This is a genomic window from Celeribacter sp. SCSIO 80788 (assembly GCF_051054295.1).
GTDB lineage: Bacteria > Pseudomonadota > Alphaproteobacteria > Rhodobacterales > Rhodobacteraceae > Celeribacter.
The window spans coordinates 2,047,062-2,066,199 of record NZ_CP150482.1 but is presented as its reverse complement, the minus strand read 5'-3'; the positions used below and the strand labels follow the sequence as shown (position 1 = coordinate 2,066,199).

19 protein-coding genes and 1 tRNA gene are annotated in these 19,138 nt (G+C 62.8%); 3 read left to right on the top strand and 17 right to left on the bottom strand.

From position 1 onward, the window contains the following. Positions 1 to 70: 70 nt before the first annotated feature. The 4 genes from V1471_RS10480 to V1471_RS10465 all read right to left on the bottom strand — a co-directional run bounded on the left by V1471_RS10480 (position 71) and on the right by V1471_RS10465 (position 3,262). The gene (locus V1471_RS10480) at positions 71 to 718 is read right to left on the bottom strand and encodes an SDR family NAD(P)-dependent oxidoreductase (RefSeq protein ID WP_434288576.1); all 648 of its coding nucleotides are present in this window, start codon (positions 716 to 718) and stop codon (positions 71 to 73) included. A gap of 69 nt (positions 719 to 787) precedes the next feature. After that, on the bottom strand, positions 788 to 1,252 hold the full coding sequence (locus tag V1471_RS10475) for a DUF1178 family protein (protein ID WP_434288574.1): 465 nt from the start codon (positions 1,250 to 1,252) through the stop codon (positions 788 to 790). A 114-nt stretch (positions 1,253 to 1,366) separates the two neighbouring features. Next, positions 1,367 to 1,846, bottom strand: a complete 480-nt coding sequence (locus tag V1471_RS10470; protein WP_096806808.1) for an NUDIX hydrolase — start codon at positions 1,844 to 1,846, stop codon at positions 1,367 to 1,369. 117 nt (positions 1,847 to 1,963) lie between these two features. Next, positions 1,964 to 3,262, bottom strand: a complete 1,299-nt coding sequence (locus V1471_RS10465) for a 3-deoxy-D-manno-octulosonic acid transferase (protein ID WP_434288573.1) — start codon at positions 3,260 to 3,262, stop codon at positions 1,964 to 1,966. A 228-nt stretch (positions 3,263 to 3,490) separates the two neighbouring features. Here V1471_RS10465 and V1471_RS10460 point away from each other — a divergent pair, with 228 nt between their 5' ends. Then, entirely contained in the window at positions 3,491 to 4,543 is a 1,053-nt protein-coding gene (locus V1471_RS10460; RefSeq protein ID WP_434288572.1) for a cytochrome-c peroxidase, read from the top strand. A gap of 117 nt (positions 4,544 to 4,660) precedes the next feature. Here V1471_RS10460 and V1471_RS10455 read toward each other — a convergent pair whose 3' ends face one another. Continuing rightward, on the bottom strand, positions 4,661 to 4,987 hold the full coding sequence (locus V1471_RS10455; protein WP_434288571.1) for a hypothetical protein: 327 nt from the start codon (positions 4,985 to 4,987) through the stop codon (positions 4,661 to 4,663). Between the two features lie 67 nt (positions 4,988 to 5,054). After that, a complete protein-coding gene (locus V1471_RS10450; RefSeq protein ID WP_434288570.1) occupies positions 5,055 to 5,561 on the bottom strand; it encodes a hypothetical protein in 507 nt (168 codons plus the stop codon). A 299-nt stretch (positions 5,562 to 5,860) separates the two neighbouring features. On the opposite strand from V1471_RS10450, the gene V1471_RS10445 reads away from it, so the two are divergent. Both V1471_RS10445 and katG read left to right on the top strand, forming a co-directional pair. Further along, the gene (locus tag V1471_RS10445; RefSeq protein ID WP_434288569.1) at positions 5,861 to 7,669 is read left to right on the top strand and encodes a tetratricopeptide repeat protein; all 1,809 of its coding nucleotides are present in this window, start codon (positions 5,861 to 5,863) and stop codon (positions 7,667 to 7,669) included. A gap of 193 nt (positions 7,670 to 7,862) precedes the next feature. Further along, a complete protein-coding gene (katG, locus tag V1471_RS10440; protein ID WP_434288567.1) occupies positions 7,863 to 10,040 on the top strand; it encodes a catalase/peroxidase HPI in 2,178 nt (725 codons plus the stop codon). A gap of 68 nt (positions 10,041 to 10,108) precedes the next feature. On the opposite strand, the gene V1471_RS10435 is transcribed toward katG, so the two are convergent. The 11 genes from V1471_RS10435 to V1471_RS10385 form a co-directional block, all read right to left on the bottom strand. Beyond that, positions 10,109 to 11,236: a cytochrome-c peroxidase gene (locus V1471_RS10435; protein ID WP_434288565.1), complete on the bottom strand. Its 1,128-nt coding sequence runs from the start codon at positions 11,234 to 11,236 to the stop codon at positions 10,109 to 10,111. Positions 11,237 to 11,240: 4 nt separating this feature from the next. Further along, positions 11,241 to 13,838 carry a hypothetical protein gene (locus V1471_RS10430; protein WP_434288563.1) on the bottom strand — a complete coding sequence of 866 codons (2,598 nt, stop codon included), beginning with the start codon at positions 13,836 to 13,838 and terminating at the stop codon, positions 11,241 to 11,243. A 621-nt stretch (positions 13,839 to 14,459) separates the two neighbouring features. Then, positions 14,460 to 14,534, bottom strand: a tRNA-Phe gene (locus tag V1471_RS10425). Between the two features lie 92 nt (positions 14,535 to 14,626). Next, positions 14,627 to 14,845 carry a DNA gyrase inhibitor YacG gene (locus tag V1471_RS10420; protein WP_434288562.1) on the bottom strand — a complete coding sequence of 73 codons (219 nt, stop codon included), beginning with the start codon at positions 14,843 to 14,845 and terminating at the stop codon, positions 14,627 to 14,629. After that, on the bottom strand, positions 14,842 to 15,882 hold the full coding sequence (locus V1471_RS10415; protein ID WP_434288561.1) for a ribonuclease E/G: 1,041 nt from the start codon (positions 15,880 to 15,882) through the stop codon (positions 14,842 to 14,844). The genes V1471_RS10420 and V1471_RS10415 overlap by 4 nt, the downstream gene beginning before the upstream one ends. Further along, positions 15,879 to 16,457 (bottom strand): Maf family protein, encoded by a 579-nt coding sequence (locus V1471_RS10410; protein ID WP_434288559.1) that lies wholly within the window; start codon positions 16,455 to 16,457, stop codon positions 15,879 to 15,881. Before V1471_RS10410 ends, V1471_RS10415 begins: the two co-directional genes overlap by 4 nt. A 17-nt stretch (positions 16,458 to 16,474) precedes the next feature. Next, on the bottom strand, positions 16,475 to 16,693 hold the full coding sequence (gene infA / locus V1471_RS10405; protein ID WP_009573923.1) for a translation initiation factor IF-1: 219 nt from the start codon (positions 16,691 to 16,693) through the stop codon (positions 16,475 to 16,477). An 82-nt stretch (positions 16,694 to 16,775) separates the two neighbouring features. Beyond that, positions 16,776 to 17,645, bottom strand: a complete 870-nt coding sequence (locus V1471_RS10400) for a nitrilase-related carbon-nitrogen hydrolase (RefSeq protein WP_434288557.1) — start codon at positions 17,643 to 17,645, stop codon at positions 16,776 to 16,778. Further along, the gene (locus V1471_RS10395; RefSeq protein ID WP_434288556.1) at positions 17,642 to 18,229 is read right to left on the bottom strand and encodes a GNAT family N-acetyltransferase; all 588 of its coding nucleotides are present in this window, start codon (positions 18,227 to 18,229) and stop codon (positions 17,642 to 17,644) included. Before V1471_RS10395 ends, V1471_RS10400 begins: the two co-directional genes overlap by 4 nt. Before the next feature lie 10 nt (positions 18,230 to 18,239). After that, positions 18,240 to 18,653, bottom strand: a complete 414-nt coding sequence (locus V1471_RS10390; protein ID WP_434288555.1) for a ketosteroid isomerase-related protein — start codon at positions 18,651 to 18,653, stop codon at positions 18,240 to 18,242. A gap of 26 nt (positions 18,654 to 18,679) precedes the next feature. After that, on the bottom strand, positions 18,680 to 19,135 hold the full coding sequence (locus V1471_RS10385; RefSeq protein WP_434288554.1) for a low molecular weight phosphatase family protein: 456 nt from the start codon (positions 19,133 to 19,135) through the stop codon (positions 18,680 to 18,682). Positions 19,136 to 19,138 lie beyond the last annotated feature (3 nt).

The window sequence follows — 19,138 nt, the reverse complement described above, 5'->3', positions numbered from 1 at the left end:
CTAAGTGGCAAAGGGGCAAAGCGCAAGGGTGACGGTTGTGTGACGCCGTTATTTTTAAGCCGGATCGGCCTCAATAGGCGTGGGCCCGCCCGTCCCATGTCTCGAAACAGCCGGTTGACGCAAGCGAGAGGGCTTCGAAGCGGTCCGAGAGGCCGGTGGCCGCCGCTTCGGGCGTGATCTCCGCGCCAGCGCCGCCCATGTCGGTTTTCACCCAGCCGGGATGGTAGATGCCGACGGCGATGCCTTCGGGGCGCAGATCGGTTGCGAGGTTGCGCCCGAGATTGAGGGCGGCCGCTTTCGAGGACCGGTAGATATAGGAGCCCCCCGGTGCGCGGGTGTGCGAGGCCATTTGCGAGGAAATGATCGCGATCTTGCCCTGTGCGGCACGGAGCGCGGGAAGAAAGGCCTGAATGGTCAGAAAAACGCCGGTGACGTTCACCGCGAATTCCATGGCCCACATCGTGGCAGGGTAGCCGGTCGCAAGGGTTTGGCCGCGGTCGAGATAGAGCCCGGCGTTGCAGACCAGAAGGTCGATGGGGGTGCCGGAGAGCGTTTGCGCCAGTGCGGCGGGGCCTTGCGGGTCGGTGACGTCGAGCGGGTAGAGCCCGTCGCCGCCTTTCGTGGAGGTGCCGATGGTGTCAAAGCCCCGGGCGGTGAGTTCGCGGGTCATGGCGGCACCGATGCCGCGGGAGGCGCCGGTGATCAATGCGGTGGGCATGGTATCTGTCCTGAGGGTTCGTTCCGGTGTGGCAGACACATAGAGCGCCGCGAAGAGGGGGCAACCGGGTCAGTTCATTTTCCGTTTCGGTGTAAACGGCAGGGGCAGAACCGGCACGCCGTCTTCGATCAGCGCCTTGGCTTCGTCGAGTTTCGCCTCGCCATAGATGGCGCGGGCGGGGGCCTCGCCCTCGTGGATCTTGCGGGCCTCGGCGGCGAATTCGACACCGACGTAATCGGAATTGGCCTCGACCTCGGCGCGCAGCTTGGCGACCGCCTGTTCGATCTGCTCAGGGCTGGGAGGCGGAGACATGTCGGGTGCGGGCGTGGCGGGCGGCGTCCCTTGGGCGGGGGCGTCGGCGCGGCTCCGCGAGGTGCTGACCCGGGGCGCCATGATCGCCTTTTCGACATCGGTCGCGCCACAGACCGGACAGCTCACCTGTCCGCTGGTCCGCAGCGTGTCGAAGGCGTCCGCCGAACGGAACCAGCTTTCGAACTGGTGGCCTTCGGCACATTTGAGGCTGTAGCGGATCATGGTCGGGGCGGGGGCTGGGGTGTCTCTGATGCGGGTTTGCAAGTGCCCCAGACTAGCCGCCCTTGGGGGGCTTGGCAATCTGATTGGCGGCCTGATTGGCGGCGGCTCCGTGGTTCAGAGTTTGTAATGTCTGGGATCGAAATGCCGGATGATCTGCGCCAGTTCCGGTTCGGCGACGAGGCTTGCGGCTTTTTTCTGGGACACCCATTTGCGTTTGCGTTCGTGCATTTCCGGGTATTTGTCGAACACCCAGCGGGCCTTGAGCGGAAACACCGCGACGACGCAGGGTTTCGGCAAACCGCCCTCGCGCGGGGTTTTCAGGTAGGAATAGAGGCCGATGCAGATCGGCGCGGGGCGACCTTTGACGCCCGCTTCCTCCCAGGCTTCGATCGCCGCCGCCTGAACCGGGGTTTCACCATGCATCGGCCAGCCCTTGGGGATGATCCAGCGCTTGCTGCGCCGGGATTTGACCAGAAGCACCTGCAATTTGTCCTTGCGCTGACGCCAGATCAGCGCGCCGAACTGCGTGCGCACCCCGTCTTTCCCGCCCCGGCCCAGTTTGACCGGAAGTTGTCTGGCTCTGATCAATGACACCTGCTCGAAATCCTCCGACGCCGCTGCATCTGCGGCCCCCCAACCGGCAGATGTGCAACAGACTAGCGCATGAGTAACAAGCTCATGTGACGGCTGAAAAGCAAAAACGTCCGTGGCTCAGGCCAGCGCCTGCAATTTGGGCAGATCGGCCAGCGCGTTCCAGAACGCCTCCTGCCGCATCTGGGCGGCGCGCAGCGGCGTGAGGGCGGTGTGGGCGTTCTGTGCCATTTGGGCGGCGGCCTCGGGATCGGCCATCAGCCGGGCGGCGGCGGCGGCCAGACCGGCGGCATCCGTCACCTCCACAGCGCCGCCGATGTCCGCCAGCGCCTGATAGGCGGCGAGGTGGTTGGAGACATGCGGGCCATACAGCAGGGCGCACTCGAACTGCGCCGGTTCGAAGGGCGTGTGGCCGCCGCGCGGGCCGAGGGAACCGCCGACGAAACAGAGCCCCGCAAGCTGATACCAGAGCGCCATCTCGCCCAGCGTGTCGGCGAGATAAACCGGCGCGGCGGCGGGATCGTCGTTCAGGGAGCGGCGGGCGAAAGCGAGCCCCGCGCGGGACAGCTCCTGCGCCACCGCATCGCCGCGCCGGGGATGACGGGGGGCGAGGATCAGCCGGGCGTCGGGCTGGCTCTGACGCAGCAGACCATAGGCTTCGAGCAGCACGCGCTCCTCGCCCTCATGGGTGGAGGCGGCCAAAAGCGTCGTGGCATGCGGGAAATGCGGGCGCAGCGCGGCAAGCGCGGCTTCGGGGGCAGCTTGCAGATCGACCGTGGTCTTGAGGTTCATGCGCGGCAACAGGCGGTCGGTGGGCAGACCCAGTTGCAACAGGCGTTGCTCGGAGGCGGTGTCCTGCGCCGCCAGCCGGGTGATCGCACCGATGGTCGTGCGCATGGTCGGGCCGAAGAGCCATTGCATGTGGGACCAGCGCCGGGCGGTGCGCTCCGACATGCGCGCGCCTGCGACGATCACCGGGATGCCGCGTTTTTTCAGGACCGTGAAGCGATTGGGCCAGATCTCGTTTTCCAGCGAAATGAGGGCGGCGGGGGCGTACATGTCGAGAAAATGCCGCAGCACCGGGCGCAGGTCCATGGGCGCGAGCCGCACCTGCACGCGCGGCAGATGCCATTTGCGCACCATGCGCCGGGCGCTCACGGTGTTGACGGTGACGAGAATCTCGAGCCCAGGCGCGCGGTTCAGCGCCTCTTCGATGAGGCTGCGCGCGGCGGTCAGCTCGCCGTTCGAGGCGCCATGTACCCATAGCCGGGTGGCACAGGACTGCGGATGGCGCGGGATGCCTGCGGCAAATCGTTCCGCCAGATCGCGCGGCTTCTCACGTCCTCGCAGCACTTGCCGCAGCAGGGCCAGTGCGAAGATCGGGCTCAAAAACAACAGAAAGGCACGATACAGCAGCAAAACATCGCCTCGGGTGACAAAAGGTCTCTCCCGCTTACGACGCGGATCGCTTTCTTGGCAAGGGTTGACGGAGGAAGAACGGCGGGTTTGGCGGCTGTGCGCGCGGCGGTCAAGCCCGGTTCTGGAATTGGAATTGATCTAAGTCATGGTTTGGAATTGGAAGGATTCTAAGTTCGTTCACAGACGCGCGATCGTCAAACTGCATTCTATTATGCGAGGGAGAGATTAATGAGACTTGCACCGCGTATTGCCCTTTTGACCAGTGCCGCTGTTCTGGGGGGCACGGTCGCCTCGGCAAATGAGTTGAGAGACACTGCGCTCGAATTTTTCAAACCGCTTCCCTCCACGGTGCCTGCCGTGGCGGACAACCCGATCACCGATGAGAAAATCGACCTCGGCAAGGCGTTGTTCTTCGATCCGCGCCTGTCGGCCTCCGGTGTGTTTTCCTGCTATTCCTGCCACAACCTGACCACGGGCGGCGATGACAACATGGAAACCTCGGTGGGGCATGGCTGGCAAAAAGGCCCGCGCAACTCGCCGACCGTGCTGAACGCGGTGTTCAACGTGGCGCAGTTCTGGGACGGTCGTGCGGATGACCTGAAGGCACAGGCCAAAGGTCCGGTTCAGGCCGGTGTCGAAATGGCCAACACGCCGGAAAACGTCGTCGCGACCCTGTCGTCCATGGGGCAATATGTCGAATGGTTCGAGGCCTCCTTCCCGGATGAGGCGGAACCTGTCACCTTCGACAATATGGCCAAGGCGATCGAGGCTTTCGAGGCCACGCTGATCACCCCGGCGCCGTTCGACAGCTGGCTCAATGGCGACGATAATGCGCTGACCGAAGAGCAGTTGGCCGGTCTTGAAATGTTCATGGACAAGGGCTGCATCGCTTGCCACTCCGGCGTCAATGTCGGTGGCGAGGATTACTATCCCTTCGGTCTCATCGAAAAACCGGGGTCTGACATTCTGCCCGAGGGCGACCGTGGCCGGTTTGCCGTGACGGATACGGTGGATGACGAATATGTCTTCCGCGCCGGGCCGCTGCGCAACATCGCGATGACCGCGCCCTATTTCCATTCCGGCAAGGTCTGGGATCTCAAAGTGGCGGTGCAGATCATGGCGGAAAGCCAGCTGGGCGAAGAACTGACCGATGAAGAGGCCGACAAAATCGTCGCCTTCCTCGGCTCGCTGACCGGCGAAGTGCCTGAGATCACCACGCCGATCCTGCCGGCCGAAACCGCGACGACCCCGCGGCCGACGGCGGAAGTCATCGTGGAATAACGCTTTTGTGCGGCTCCGGGCGTGTCCGGGGCCGTGCCGTCACAGAGGCTCCCGCCTGCGGGGCAGACCTGGATGCGTCCCTGTCCGGTTCTGTTCCGCAAGCGGGGGCCTTTTGCGTTACGGGGCTTCCTGCGGGTCGGTGGCAGGGGTGTCTGGGCTTCGCGCGAGAAACATCTGCATCAACCGCATCCCGATCCGGTCGATCAGGGCGGACAGCTCGTCCTGACCCTCGTGGTGATACTGCGTGCTCATTTCCAGCAGGCGGTCGATCAGCGCGCTGTCCTGCGCATGCAAGTCCGGCAGGGGCTGCGGGGCGTCGAAACGTGGCGAATGCGTGCGGTTGTCGCTGGGGCCAATCGGGGCGGTTACGAAAGCAAGCCGCAACTGACCCGGAGGGGCGGCGATGACCATGCGACGTGCCTTGGCAGGGGAGGGAAGGCTCATGGGACACTCCTGTACAAACACCTGAGATCCGCCCCGGTGGGGGGCAGACAGGGAACAACGGGGAAAATCAGAGGGAGAGAAGCTCCAGAACATGGGCGCGCAACTGGTGGTCGCGGGCGGAGAGGAAGGCGTAGCTCGACGCTGTGGGCGTGTAGCGCAACAGATCGAGCAATCCCTCTCCGACAGTTCTGATGCCGAGAAGCGCAGTGCCGTCTTCCGGCGGCAGACTCCGGTGCAGCCGGATCGCGTCCTGAACCAGATCGGAACGCTCCGGGTGACATTCCAGTACTGCGAGCCGGAAGGATTCTGCCTCCAGATGGGCCGAGACCTCTTCGGCATCGCGCGCCACACGGGGGTTGAGGTCCCCGGTTGCGCGATGGGCGAGGCTGTCGCCCATTGGCAAGGCGGTGATCAGCAGGATGCCATGCCGTTTCACAGCAGAGCCGTCGCGGCTGTTGTCCCGATCTGCGGTCTTCGCAGACGTCGTCCGAACCGCCCCGCCCTGTGCGTGCGGAACGATTTGCGAATGGGTGTGCGACGTGCTCTGGGCCGGAAACGAGAACTGGTCCTGCATGATCTTTCTCCTTTGAGGCCAGATTGTGCGGCAAAGCGATGCGGTGTTGCAGAAACAAACGGTTTCAGAGTGTTTCACCGGACAGGCGGCGGGGCGAGACGAGGCTCCCTCCCAGATGTCCGCCCCGATGTAACATTTTGTAACCTCCGCTGCGGGGCGGTGTTGCGGGGGGCGAATAAAGCGTTCTTCATGCCGTTTTGAGGCGGTTTTGGATGAATTTTCTCTTTTGTCGCTTATGAAACATGTTACTTTCGCCGTCAGTGCGAGGTGATGCGACATGGTCCTTGAGGAGTTCGCCCATGCTGCCGGACGGACCCAAAGGCGGGCAAAAGGCCGCTCTGGTGCAACAAGAGGTAACGGCGCTTCTGGAAAGCCCGTCTTTCGCACGCTCCAAAGCCAACCGGGCTCTGTTGAGTTATCTCGCCGAGGAGTATCTGGCCGGGCGGGGCGAAGAGATCACCGAATACGCCATCGCGCAGGATCTTCTCGGGCGGGACGACGATTTCGACCCCTCCACCGACCCGATCGTCCGGGTGCGGATGCGGCGTCTGCGCGAAGCCATCTCGTCCTATTACGACGAGCATTACCCGCAGGCCGTCAGGCTGGAAATTCCGCGGGGCAGTTATGTTCTGGGTCTTGCCGAGATCGCCGCGCCCGTTGCCGTGGAGGAGGTGGCCGCCGAAGACGCGCAGGCCGCGCCACAGGCCCCCAAACCCGCTCAAACCGCGACGCGCGGCCGTGTCCCGTCGCGTCGCAGTCGCGGTTTCGGGGGGATCCTTCTGGTCGGACTGGCGCTGGCCGCGGCGGCGTTTCTCTATGGCGCGCGCGTGCCGCCGGTCTCGCCCACGGTGGAGACCGGGGCCGAGACCGGGGCCTCGACCGCGCCGGTTCCATCCTACCCGAGGATCGCCATTCTGCCCTTTGGAAATTTCACCGGCGATGCGGGCAAGGAGGACCTCGGCAAGGCGATCCAGCGCCAGATTGCCGGCGATTTCGGTCGCTTCGGTCGGGCGGAAATCCATGTCTTGCCCTCCGCCACGGACAAACGCGCGCTGGCGCAGGTGGATTACGTGTTGAATGGCTCGATCCTTAGTTTCGGGCGGGAGGTCGATCTTGCCGTCGAACTCTCGGTCGCGACGACCGGGGAGGTGCTGTTGCAGCGGCGTTTCGTGCAAGATGTGGAACATGGCGATGTCTACGCGGGGTTGCGGGAGATTTCGCAGCAGGTGAGCGGGACCTTGGCCGCGCAAGGCGGCGTGATGAGCGAGTTCGACCGCGTCGCCACCGCCGGGCCGTTCCGCTGTGTCGTGCTGACGGATGCGTTTCTCAATGGCCTCTCGCCGGACCGCTTTCGCGAGGCCTATGACTGTTTCCAACCGTTGATGACGCATCTGGAAGAGGACCCGATTGCGGCGTCTTCCTATGGCACGCTCATGTTGCATGCGGTGCCGGAGTTTCCCTTTATGGATGTCGCAGCCTTGTCGCCGGAGATGCAGTTCTCCGCCGAGGAGGTGACGCGCTATGCCGAGCGGCTGGCCGACCGTTATCCGAGTTCGGACGTTGTCTACACGCTGCTGGGCGCGGTTCACAATGCGGAGGGGGATACGGATCGGGCGGTGCGCGATCTGCGCCATGCCATCGACATGAACCCGGCCAATCCGACCTCCTATGGCGTTCTGGCCTATGCCTATATGGCCGCCGATCTGCATGAGGAGGCGCGGGAGGCGGCGCTGGACGGCATTCGCATCAGTGCGACCCCGCAGCCCTATCTGTATCTGCCGATTCTGATCTCCGGGCTGGTGCATAAGAACGCGCGGCTCGTCGACATGGCGCGGAAAGAATATGCGCTGCAACAGGAGCCCTCGCGCGATGTGGTTCTTTTGGCGGCGGCGGCGATGATCGGCGATGCGGCGGAGGTGGCGCGGCTGAAGGCCGTGGTGGGCGTGTCTGCCGATCCTTTGGCCGATCTGCGCGGCTTCGTGCGAAGAGAGATCGGACAGGGAGCTTTGATCCGCTATCTGGAAGAGGCGGGGGTGACGGTGCCGCAGGACCCTTGCCTGTCCTCGGACTCGGGCAACGTCAACCGGGAACTGGTTTGCCCACGCTGATGCCCACGTTGATGTCTGTGCGGGTGGGCGTTTTTGTATTAGCTTTTCTTATTTCAGATCAAAAATAATACAATTTCTTTTTATCCATTCGGCTTGCTACCTCTGGGCGCAACAGGTGACAGCGTGTCGCACCGACGGCGATTTTGCCGGGGCGCAGGCGGCCACCCGGACGTCAGTCAACGGAGGACCCCAGATGGACGGTAATGATATGAAAACGGCGGGCAAATGCCCGGTCATGCATGGCGGCAACACCGCCATGGGCAGCAATGTGATGGATTGGTGGCCGAATGCGCTCAACCTCGACATTCTGCACCAACACGACACCAAGACCGACCCGATGGGCGAGGCCTTCGACTATCGCGAGGCGGTGAAAGGCCTCGATTTCGACGCGCTGAAGGCCGACATGCATGCGCTGATGACCGAAAGCCAGGAGTGGTGGCCTGCCGACTGGGGCCATTACGGCGGCTTGATGATCCGCCTGTCCTGGCACGCGGCAGGGTCCTATCGTCTGGCCGACGGGCGCGGCGGTGGCGGCACCGGCAACCAGCGTTTTGCGCCGCTGAACTCCTGGCCCGACAACGTCAGCCTCGACAAGGCGCGTCGCCTGTTGTGGCCGATCAAGAAGAAATACGGCAACAAGGTGAGCTGGGCCGACCTGATCGTTCTGGCGGGCACGATTGCCTATGAGAACATGGGGCTGAAGACCTTCGGTTTCGGCTTTGGTCGCAAGGACATCTGGCACCCGGAGAAAGACACCTATTGGGGGGCTGAGAAGGAATGGCTCGCGCCCTCCGACGAGCGCTACACCGATGTCGACAAGCCCGACACGATGGAAAACCCGCTCGCGGCGGTGCAGATGGGCCTGATCTATGTGAACCCCGAGGGGGTGAACGGCAAACCGGACCCGATGAAAACCGCTGCGCAGGTGCGCGAGACCTTTGCCCGGATGGCGATGAACGACGAGGAAACCGCGGCTCTGACGGCTGGCGGTCACACGGTCGGCAAGACCCACGGCAATGGCGATGCGTCTGTTTTGGGCGCCGATCCGGAAGCCGCCGGTCCCGAGATGCAGGGGCTTGGCTGGGCCAACCCGAAGATGGGGGGCAAGGCGGCGAATGCCGTGACTTCCGGTCTTGAGGGCGCATGGACGACCCATCCGACGCAGTTCGACATGGGCTTCTTCGACATGCTCTTCGGCCATGACTGGGAGCTGCGCAAATCGCCCGCAGGGGCGTGGCAATGGGAGCCGGTGGACATCAAGGAAGAGGACAAGCCTCTGGATGCGACCGACCCGTCGAAGCGTCACAACCCGATGATGACCGACGCCGACATGGCGATGAAAGTGGACCCGATCTACAACGCGATCTGTCAGAAATTCATGGCCGATCCGGACTATTTCGCCGACACGTTTGCCCGCGCCTGGTTCAAGCTGACCCACCGCGATATGGGGCCGAAGGTCCGTTACATCGGGCCGGATGTGCCGTCCGAAGACCTGATCTGGATGGACCCGGTGCCTGCTGGCGCGACCTCTTACGATGTCGATGCGGTCAAGGCGAAGATTGCCGCCTCGGGGCTTTCGATTTCCGAGATGGTGTCGACCGCCTGGGACAGCGCCCGGACCTATCGCGGTTCCGACATGCGGGGCGGGGCCAATGGCGCGCGCATCCGTCTGGCGCCGCAAAAGGACTGGGAAGGCAACGAACCTGCGCGTCTGGCGAAGGTGCTCTCCGTGCTCGAACCCATTGCGGCAGAGGCCGGGGCGTCGGTGGCCGACGTGATCGTGCTGGCCGGGGGCGTGGGCATTGAGCAGGCGGCGAAAGCGGCTGGCTTTGACATCACCGTGCCGTTTGCGCCGGGTCGGGGCGACGCCACCGACGAGATGACCGATGCGGCCTCCTTCGACGTACTGGAGCCCATCGCCGATGGCTATCGCAACTGGCTCAAGAAGGACTATGTGGTCTCTCCCGAGGAGCTGATGCTCGACCGCACCCAGCTCATGGGGCTGACCGCGCCGGAAATGACGGTTCTGACCGGCGGCATGCGGGTTCTGGGCACCAATTACGGCGGCACGAAACATGGCGTGTTCACGGAGCGCGAAGGCGCGTTGACGCCGGACTTCTTCGTGACCCTGACCGACATGGATTACAAATGGGTGCCGGTCAAAGGCGGGGTCTATGAGATCACCGATCGCAAAACCGGTGCGGTGAAATACACCGCCACGCGCACCGATCTGGTGTTCGGCTCGAACTCCATCCTGCGGTCCTACGCCGAGGTCTATGCTCAAGACGACAACGCGGAGAAATTCGTGGCGGATTTCGTCAAGGCCTGGGTCAAGGTGATGAACGCGGATCGGTTCGACCTGACCGCCTGATCGCCTCGGACATGCAAGAAGGGCGTCCCGTTCGGGGCGCCCTTTTTCATGGAATATTTGATGGAGGATCAGATCGCTTCGAGAAAGGCGACCAGGGCCGCGCGTTCGTCCGTCGTGAGATCGAGCGGTTTTAGCAGCGGGTCGACCTCGGTCGCCGGGAGGAACATCGGGTCGCGGGCGGCGCGTTCCGGTTGCTCTGGCTGACGCGCGCCGCCTGCGTTGTAAAGGTTCACGAGGCCCCGGAGCGTCGGGAACAGACCGTTGTGCATGTAGGGCCCGCTGCGCGAGACATGGCGCAGGCTGGGGGTGAGAAACGCCCCGGCATCCGCCGCCTCACCGGTGATCTCATGGCGCCCCATGTCGTGATAGCTGCGCTCGTAATAGGTCAGGCCGATCTTGTGGAACTCCCCGTCCATCAGCGCAGGCCCCATATGGCAATTCACGCAGCGCGCCTTGGTGCGGAAGAGGTGCAGCCCTTCGATCTGTTCATCACTGAGCATGGCGGTTTCGCCGGACAGAAACCGGTCCAGCCGGGTCGGCGCATCGAGATGGGTCTGGAACGCGGCCAATGCCCCCGCCACCCGGTCGAGCGTGATCTCCTGATCGCCATAGACCGCGGCGAAATCCTCGGGATAGCCGCCCAGCCATTTCAGGCGATGGGTCACGCCGCTCAGATCGTGATTGGCCATTTCCGCCGGGTCCGACAGCGGCCCCATCATCTGATCTTCGAGACTGTCGGCTCGCCCGTCCCAGAAAAACGCCGGACGCGCCCAGGCGGCGAACAGCGCGGGCGCGTTGCGGCGGCCTTCCGTGCGGGCGTGACCGAAGGGACGCGGCAGACCGTCGCCCCAGCCCTCGCGTCGGTTGTGACAGCTCTGGCAGGCGATGTGACCGGACTCGGACAGAACCGGATCGTTGAACAGCCGCTCTCCCAAAGCGACCTGCAAGGCCTCCCGGCTGCCCTCTTCGGGCAGGGCGGGCAGGGGGGCGGAGGCCAGTTCGACATAGGCGACACCGGCGTCGACCCAGGGCGCGGGCCAGTCCGAGGACGGGCCGGAATAGATCTGGCGCAGCCGGTCGGTCTCGGACGGGGTGAGTTCGAGACGGTCATAGACCCCCACGCCCAGAACCACGGTGACAGCGGCCCAGACGGGCATGTGCCAGAGATGAGAACGGAGTGCGGAGGTCTGTGTCATGCGCTTACCAGGTAAAAGTGGTTCCGAGATAGACAGAGCGGCCCTGAACCCAGGGGTTGTCATCGGTGGAGGTGACATTGCCGATGTCGTTGAACAGGTTGGAGACTTTGACGTCGAGCGTCGCCGTGCCCTGTTGCAGTTTGGCAATCTGCACCTTGGCGGTCAGGTAGGTGGAGACCACGGTGTCGAATTTGTAATCCTCGTAGATGTCGTGCGACTGGCTTCCGTAAGTGTCATGCACGAGCGTCTCATTCGAGTCCGTGTCGATCACGCCGTTATAGCCCGCGGTGATGTCCGCACCGAGACCGAGTTTGACCCGCTCGTCCTTCCAGGTGCTGCGCAGTTCGAGCGTGGCGCGCACGGGAATGTCGAGATTGCCGGTCACCTCGCTGAATTCGGCGGTGCTGTAGCTTTTCCCTTTGTAGGAGATGAAGGACAGGCTGCCTTCGTCATCGAGGAAATAGGTGTTCGAGGACACATCACGATCCGCCCAGACGCCGGAGACATAGAGACCGAGACTGTCGAGCGCGCCGCTGTTGATCTCCCAGTTGTTCTCATATTCCAGCGAGACGGAGGTATATTCGCTGCTGCCGTCGTTGGTCAGGGTCTGGTTCTGGGAGGTGCTGTCCTCGGAGGCTGCGAACTGATCCTTGCCGAGACGGTGGATGCCCTTGAGCCGCCAGACGCCATTGGTCCAGTGATCGCGATACATCGCGGTGAGGGAGATCTCGTCGGTATAGGGCGTTTTCAGATCGCCCTGGGTGTAATAGTAGTTGCTGAGCACGCTGTTGGTGTACCACTCGCCGACTTCGCCGGTGGTGCTGTCATGGGTGCGGCGTTGGTTCAGACCGCGCGGCACGGCGTCATGGATCGCATAGGCCAGATAGCTGTCGCTGTAATAACGGTTGGCTCCCATGGACAGGGAGAATGCGTCATTCGGTTTCCATGTGGCGGTCAGGCGCGGGGCGAGATCGAGGTTTTCGAGCACATCGTTGTAATCGGCCCGCAGACCGGCCCGCAGAGTGAAGTCGCCCCAGGTCTGTTCCAATTCCGCATAGGTTTCGGCGGCGAGGGCCTCGATTTCGACGTCATAGGCCTCCTGATAGATACGAACGGAGAAATACTCGTCTTCGATACAGGCGCTGTCGCCATCTGCGCAGATGAAGGCATCGAACGCATCGTCGTCAGAGAGGCGTGTGGTAGAGGAATAGAAGGTAAAGCCGGAGCCGCTCCGCTTGGCCTCGACCTGTTCGATGGCAGCCCCCATGGAAAGGCGACCGTTCCAGATTTCGCTTTCGAACTTGGCCTCAAGCCGGTTGCTCACATCGGAGTAATCCGTGCTGCCCAAGCCCCCGGTGCGACACAAGACGCTTTCGCTGCCGGTCTCGTCGGCATCGCACCACTCATCGAACGCATCGGTATAGAAACCGCCCCGGTACGAGCCGTACCAGTTGTAATATTCGTTCTGGGGGTTGCCGTTGGAAGACGTGCTGTCCTGATGAATGGCACGCAATGTCAGCTTGGCGTTCTTGAGATCAACCCCTGCGATCGACAGCGCGTCCCAGTCCTTTTCATATTTCGCATCGAGCGACAGCGATTGCGTTTTCACATCGAGATGAAAATCGCGGACATAGTTGCTGTCCCAGTCCTGATCGTAATCGGTGTATTGCCCGGACAGGGTCAGCGTGTCGCCATTGAGGAAGTCGTGGCTATAGGCGAGGCTGTAGAAATCGCTGCGGCTGTCGCTGTCGACCGTGTCTTCGAGATATTGCGGTTCCTTGGCCTTGGTGCCTTCGGCGGAGCGGCGCGAATAGCCGAAGCGCAGGGCGGAACGCTCGCTCAGCGGCTGGTTGTAATCATAGGCGTATTCGATCTTTGTCCAGCTCGGCTTGATCATGTCATTCGGGTTTTCGCCGTCTTCGGTCGCAAGCGTGTAGTCGGTCAGATCGGAACTGCTGTAATTGACCGTCACGGAGCCTTCGGCTTTTTCCGGGTTCGGTTTTTTCAGCTCGTATTTCACCACGCCGCCCTGAAACCCGCCATATTCGGCGGAAACATCGCTGTCGAGGACTTCGGCCTCTTCCAGAAGCGAGGAGGGCACGAACTGGGTCTGCGAATGCAGGCCGTAGAAGGCGTAGGTGTTGGGTTGGTTGTCTTCGCGGTTGAGATCGGTGCTCGTGCCCGGATGGGTTGTCCCGGTGACCGAGTTGATATCCACGCCGTTGAGCAGGAAGGTGTTTTCGGTCAGGGAGCCGCCGGAGATCGACAGTTCCTTGGGCTGAAGATCAAGCACATCGTCGATGTTCGCGCCCGCATCATCCGTGTCGCCGGGATCGCCCTGCACATGGGGCAAGGTGGTCAGCGCGGTATTGGCATCGCCCGATCCGTCGCCGCGAATGACGATGGCATCGGCATCGAGCGCGGTGGCGCCGACACCCTCGTCCGAGCCTTCGAGCGCGTGAATTTGCCCGTCCTCACCTAGGATCAGGATCGGATCGAGCACGGTGGCGTCCTGTGCGACGGCGGCGGGGGCGGAGAGGAGAAGCGCGCTCGTGCCCATGAGCACGGCGCGGCGGCGAAGGGAGAGAGATGTAAAGCGCATGGGCCCGTCCTGACTATGGGTCCGTGGGCTGGCGCTTGGCTTGCTTCGGAGGATTTCCGGCGTTCTAAAAGGGGGGCGAAAAGCGGGCAAGGACAATTCTTATGGTTTTTGTCACATATATCGCTTGCCGTGGCGTAAGGTGATGAAAAGGCAACAGACCTGCCGAAAAACGGGCTTATTCGAGAGGTTTGCCGCGCTCATCCAAGGCCTTCGATTCGGGCCGCCCCCTGCCGCAGGGCGGTGCCGGAGACCGGAGGCCCCAGACGCCAGACCAAGGGCGGCGCAAAAGCAGATCGCTGAGGATTGGACGTGTCGCGCTTCGATGCCGCCGCAAGTGCTGGTTTAAAGCGTTTCGGACCACGGTTCATACGAAGCTGCGCGGGTTTTCCCGCCCAATGCCGAGCGCCTTCATTGCGCGCAAAGCCGCCACGGCTGCGGATTACGCCTCAGGGGAACAGGACGTTTGAGATGACGCAGAGTGGCGTCCCGGGTCACAGGGAACACGCCTCTCGAAGGACAAGAGGCCGTTCTTTGGAAGGCAACCGGCCGCATTGTCATACGCGTGTCCCACACCCACGCTAAATTCGAAAGACGCTGTGTGGGTGATCTTGGTTTGAGGAATGGTGCCCGGGGGCGGAATCGAACCACCGACACGAGGATTTTCAATCCACTGCTCTACCCCTGAGCTACCCGGGCATCGGGAGCGATTTCTCGCTGAACGTCTCTGTCGTTCGGGTAGCGGGTTTCTAGTCGGCGGCTCCGGGAGTGTCCAGAGGAAAAACACCACTTCAGTGAGGTTTTTTCGCGCCGTCCTCAAATGCCTCCCGCAGGCTGTCGTTGAGCGCCTCTTCAAGCGCCTCGGCAATCTCTTCCGGGTCCTCTTCGCGCATTGAGGGCACGGCGTAGGAGCCGTTCAGCCATTTCGCAAGATCAATATCGGCGCAGCGTTTCGAGCAGAAGGGCCGGTATTTCGGAACGCTCTCATTGCCGCAAATCGGGCAGCTCATGCGATCAGTTCCGCGATTGGCACGCGCGCGCGTTTCTTCTGAATCTCGAAATTGCCGAGCGGCGTCCAGCCCGCCAAGACGACATCGCCGCCTTCGGATTTGAACGCGGCCTTGAGGCTCTGTTCGAACTGGCGACGATCCTTCTTGGCCATCGGCGCAAGCTCGACGGTGATCTGTCCGGCAAGCCCGCGCACGCGCAGTTGACGCGGCAGGTCACGGGCAATGGCGATATTGGCCTTAAGCCCCGCAGCGGGGGAGAAATCCCCGCCGGTGTTCACATCCACCGCCACCATCGCATGGGTCGGCTCGATAAAGGCATAGCCCGCGCCCTTGAGCGGCACGCGCACATCGAGTGCGGCGTCGATCAGCTCATGCACACCGTGGTTCTCGAACGCAGCCTCGCTGTCGTCGAACACATCCGCCTCCGGCCAGTCGCGCCACGCCATTTCCCAGGCATCGGCCCCCGCGACCAAAAGCTCCGGCTCACCGGCCTCATCGGCCAGAACCGCCTCGGCCAGCTCGCGCATGGCGGCGATGTCTTCGGCAATCGCGTCAGAGGACACGCCCTCGCAGGCGGAGCGCAGGATCAGACCCATCATCTCATCCGCGCCTTCCATGCCCTCGGACGCGAGGTCGTGCAGCCGCATCATCTCTTCGTCCTCGGAGATCTGCCGGGAGATGTTCAGCCCCGGCGCATCGGGCGTGACGATGGCGTATTTCGATTTGAACAGCAGGCGCGTGGTGACCGGGACAGCCTTGCCCTCTTCGGCGATATGGCTGACCTGCACCAACATCGGCGCGCCGGGTTTGAGGCCCTTGTTGCCGCGCAGATAGGCCTTGTCGCCATCCGGCAGATCCAGAAGCGCGCCGCCCATCCCCTTGAGACTGCGCCCACCCTTGGCGCGAAAGATCGAGCCGGGGGCAGGGGGGGCGTCTTCGCCCGCGTCGATCAAAAGGTCTTCGAGACGACCGTCGATAATCCAGGCGGCGGCGCGTTTGCCCTGAACCTCGCCCAGTGCAATGACAGAACCCTTCATGCGCGATCTCCATAAACCGGATAGCCTGCGGCCAGCAAAAGATTGGCGGTCTCCGCAACGGGCAATCCCATGACGGCGGAATAACTGCCTTGAATCCACGGGATAAACGCGCCCGCCGGGCCTTGGATGCCATAGCCGCCCGCCTTGCCGCGCCAGTCGCCGGAGGCCAGATAGCTGTTCAGCTCATCGTCGGAGAGGCGTTTCATTTTCACCGTGGTGACGACATCCGCCTCCCAGACCCGATCGCCATGGGCGACGGCCACAGCCGTAATCACCCGGTGACGACGGCCCGACATGGCGAGAAGGAATGCGGCGCATTCCTTTTCATCGGCAGGCTTGCCCATGATCCGGCGGCCCAAAGCCACCGTGGTGTCGGCGCAAAGCACGACCTCATCGTCGGCGCGCGGCACCGCCAGCACCTTTTCACGCGCCATACGCGCGCAATAGGGGCGCGGCAGCTCGGCCTTCTGCGGGTCCTCATTGATGTCGGGGGACCGGATCTCGTCGGGCACAAGCCCGAGTTGCGCCAGAAGCTCTTTCCGGCGCGGGCTGCCTGAACCGAGGATCAGTTTCATAGGATCGCGGGCGCCGTTCAGCGGAAGCGATAGTTGATCCGACCCTTGGTCAGATCGTAAGGGGTCATTTCGACCTGCACCTTGTCGCCAGCCAGAACGCGGATGCGGTTTTTACGCATTTTGCCTGCCGTGTGCGCGATGATCGTATGGCCGTTTTCCAGCTCGACCAGGAATGTCGCGTTCGGCAGGAGTTCCTTAACGACACCGGGGAATTCGAGCATTTCTTCCTTGGCCATGGTCACTCCGTGATTGATTTCTCCCGCCAGTTTGCGGGCGCTCTGGTAAATGCGCCTTTAAAGCCGCGTTTTCAAGCTGGTTTTAACGCAAATTACGCCTCTCGGGCAGGTTTTGCGGCGTTTCACTCTCCGGCCAGTGGGCGAAAACGCTGACCTCCGTGCTCTTGCGCGCCTGTGCAAGCGACTCGGACAGGGTGGTCAGGATGGCAAAGCCCGGCGCATTGCGCGGCCCCTGCGCCAAGGTTCCGTCCTCCGGCGAGGTCCCGTCCGGCGGGCAGAAGATCCGTGCCTGCCCGAGGTTGACGTCGATCACCTCGCACCCGGGCACCTCGCCCACCAGAGGCGCCATGGCGACGATCATCTGGCCTTCGAGCGCACGGGCACGGCATCCGATCTCCACTCGGTTCGCGCCTTGTTCCGTGTCGGTGCAGGACGGCACCAAAAGGATCTCCGCCCCGGCTTCGGCAAATCGGCGCGAAATCAGGGGGAATTCGCTGTCATAACAAATGACGGCGGCGATTTTGCCGAACCGCGTGTCGAGGATCGGCATCGCCGCGCCCGGTGCCATATCGAGCGCGCGCTCATAGGGCGTCGGCATTTGCTTTTCCAACCAGACCTCGCCCTCGGGCGCGCAAAACAGCGCGCGGTTGACGATCTGATCGCCCTTGCGGGCAAAGCCCGATCCGCCAAGGATCGTCGCGCCCGTGTCTTTCACAAGCGCCCGGATGCCCTCGCAATAGGCCTCGAAATGATCGGCGCCCCGGTGCATCCAGCCCTGCGCATCCAGCGCAACCGCGCCGTAAAACGCCGCCTCAAGCGCCGCATATTCCGGAAAGACCACCAAAGTGTCGCGATCTACGGCAATCTCCGCCAAGGCCTCGCGATACCGGTCCAGCCATCCCTCGGGGCTGTCGTGCCACACCGGCTGCCAGGTTGCCGCGATCAGTCTCATAGCATTTTCCCCCAGAATTGCAGGCGCTTTTCCGAGCTTTCCGCCTCATCCACGTCTTTCCAGTCGAAAGACGCAATCACCCCCTCCAGCGGTGCATAGCCGCGCCCCCGCCAGAACGCCTCGTGACTGCGCGCGCCTTTGGGGCGGAGCGGATGATCTTCCGGGCGGATCACCGAACAAAAGGCCGAATAGGTCAGGCCAAGGCTGCGCGCATGGGCCTCCCGCGCGTCGAAAAACGCATGTCCCGCGCCATGGCCGCGATACTCCGGCAAAAGCACGGATTCGGCACAGTAGAACACGCGCTCCATCGGCAGATCGACATGGGCAAAGGCCGCCGCGAAATCTTCGGCATGTTCCGCCAGAGGCGATCCTGTCGCTGCACCGACGATCCGATCCCCGTCGAAAGCCGCCACGAGGACCGCGCGGTCATTGCCCACGTAACTCGCCATATAGTCGCGCTCGTAGTCCAGAGAACCGTCGTAGAGGTAGGGCCACTCGCGGAACACGGCGATGCGCAACCGCGCCAGATCGTCGAGCGCGGCTTCGACCTCGGCCCCTTTCAACGTTCGGAAACTCAGGCTCATGACACAGCCTTCATGACACCTGCGCCACCCAGTCCTCGGCATTGTAATAGACTGACACGCGGGCGATCTTGCCGTCGCGAATGTCGAAAAACGCCCCTGCGGGCAGGTTGTAATGCTGGCCTTTCGCCTGCGGGTAGCCCTCTGCGGTCTTCAGGTACTTGCCCAAGACGCGGAATTCGGCGGCGCCATGCGTGCCCGCGTCACTGGCGAAAAGGACCATATCCGTGAGCGTCTCCTCATAGGCCGTGTCCATCGCCACCATGAACGCCGCAAACGCGTCCTTGCCATGCTCGACCGCTCCCTGATTGATCCGGTGCTCCACATCGTCCGTCAGGCAGGCGAGCATGCCGTCGTGATCATGGGCTGCGAAAGCCTCGTAATAACGGGTCAGGAGGGCCAGCGTTTCCGCGCGGTTCTGGGTCATGGGAGGTCCTTGAAGAGAAGGGGAGTTTATGAGGTGGTCGGGCCGAAACGGGCCTGCATCCGGGTGACGATCTGGTCGCGGGCCTGCCGGTAGGCATCGAGTTTCGCTTCGCGCGTCTCGCCGATCCCCGTTGGGTCCATGATCGGCCAATATTCCACATCGAGATGATAATAGCGGGTCAGATCGAGCGCCCGGCGTTGCGAGGCGGGCGACAGTGCGACGATCAGATCGTAAGAGGAAATATCGTCGCCCCAGTCCTTGAGATCGTCGAAAGAGCGCGCCTGATGGCGGTGCAATTCGATGCCCATTTCCTCGCAGACCGCGACGGCAAACCCGTCGACATCGAGATCGGAATGCACGCCCGCCGACTGAACGTAAACCTGACCGGGGTAGAATTTCTTCATCAACCCCTCGGCCATGGGCGAACGCACCGCGTTGTGGTCGCAGCAGAACAGAACCGAATGGGGAAGATCTGCCGCCACGCC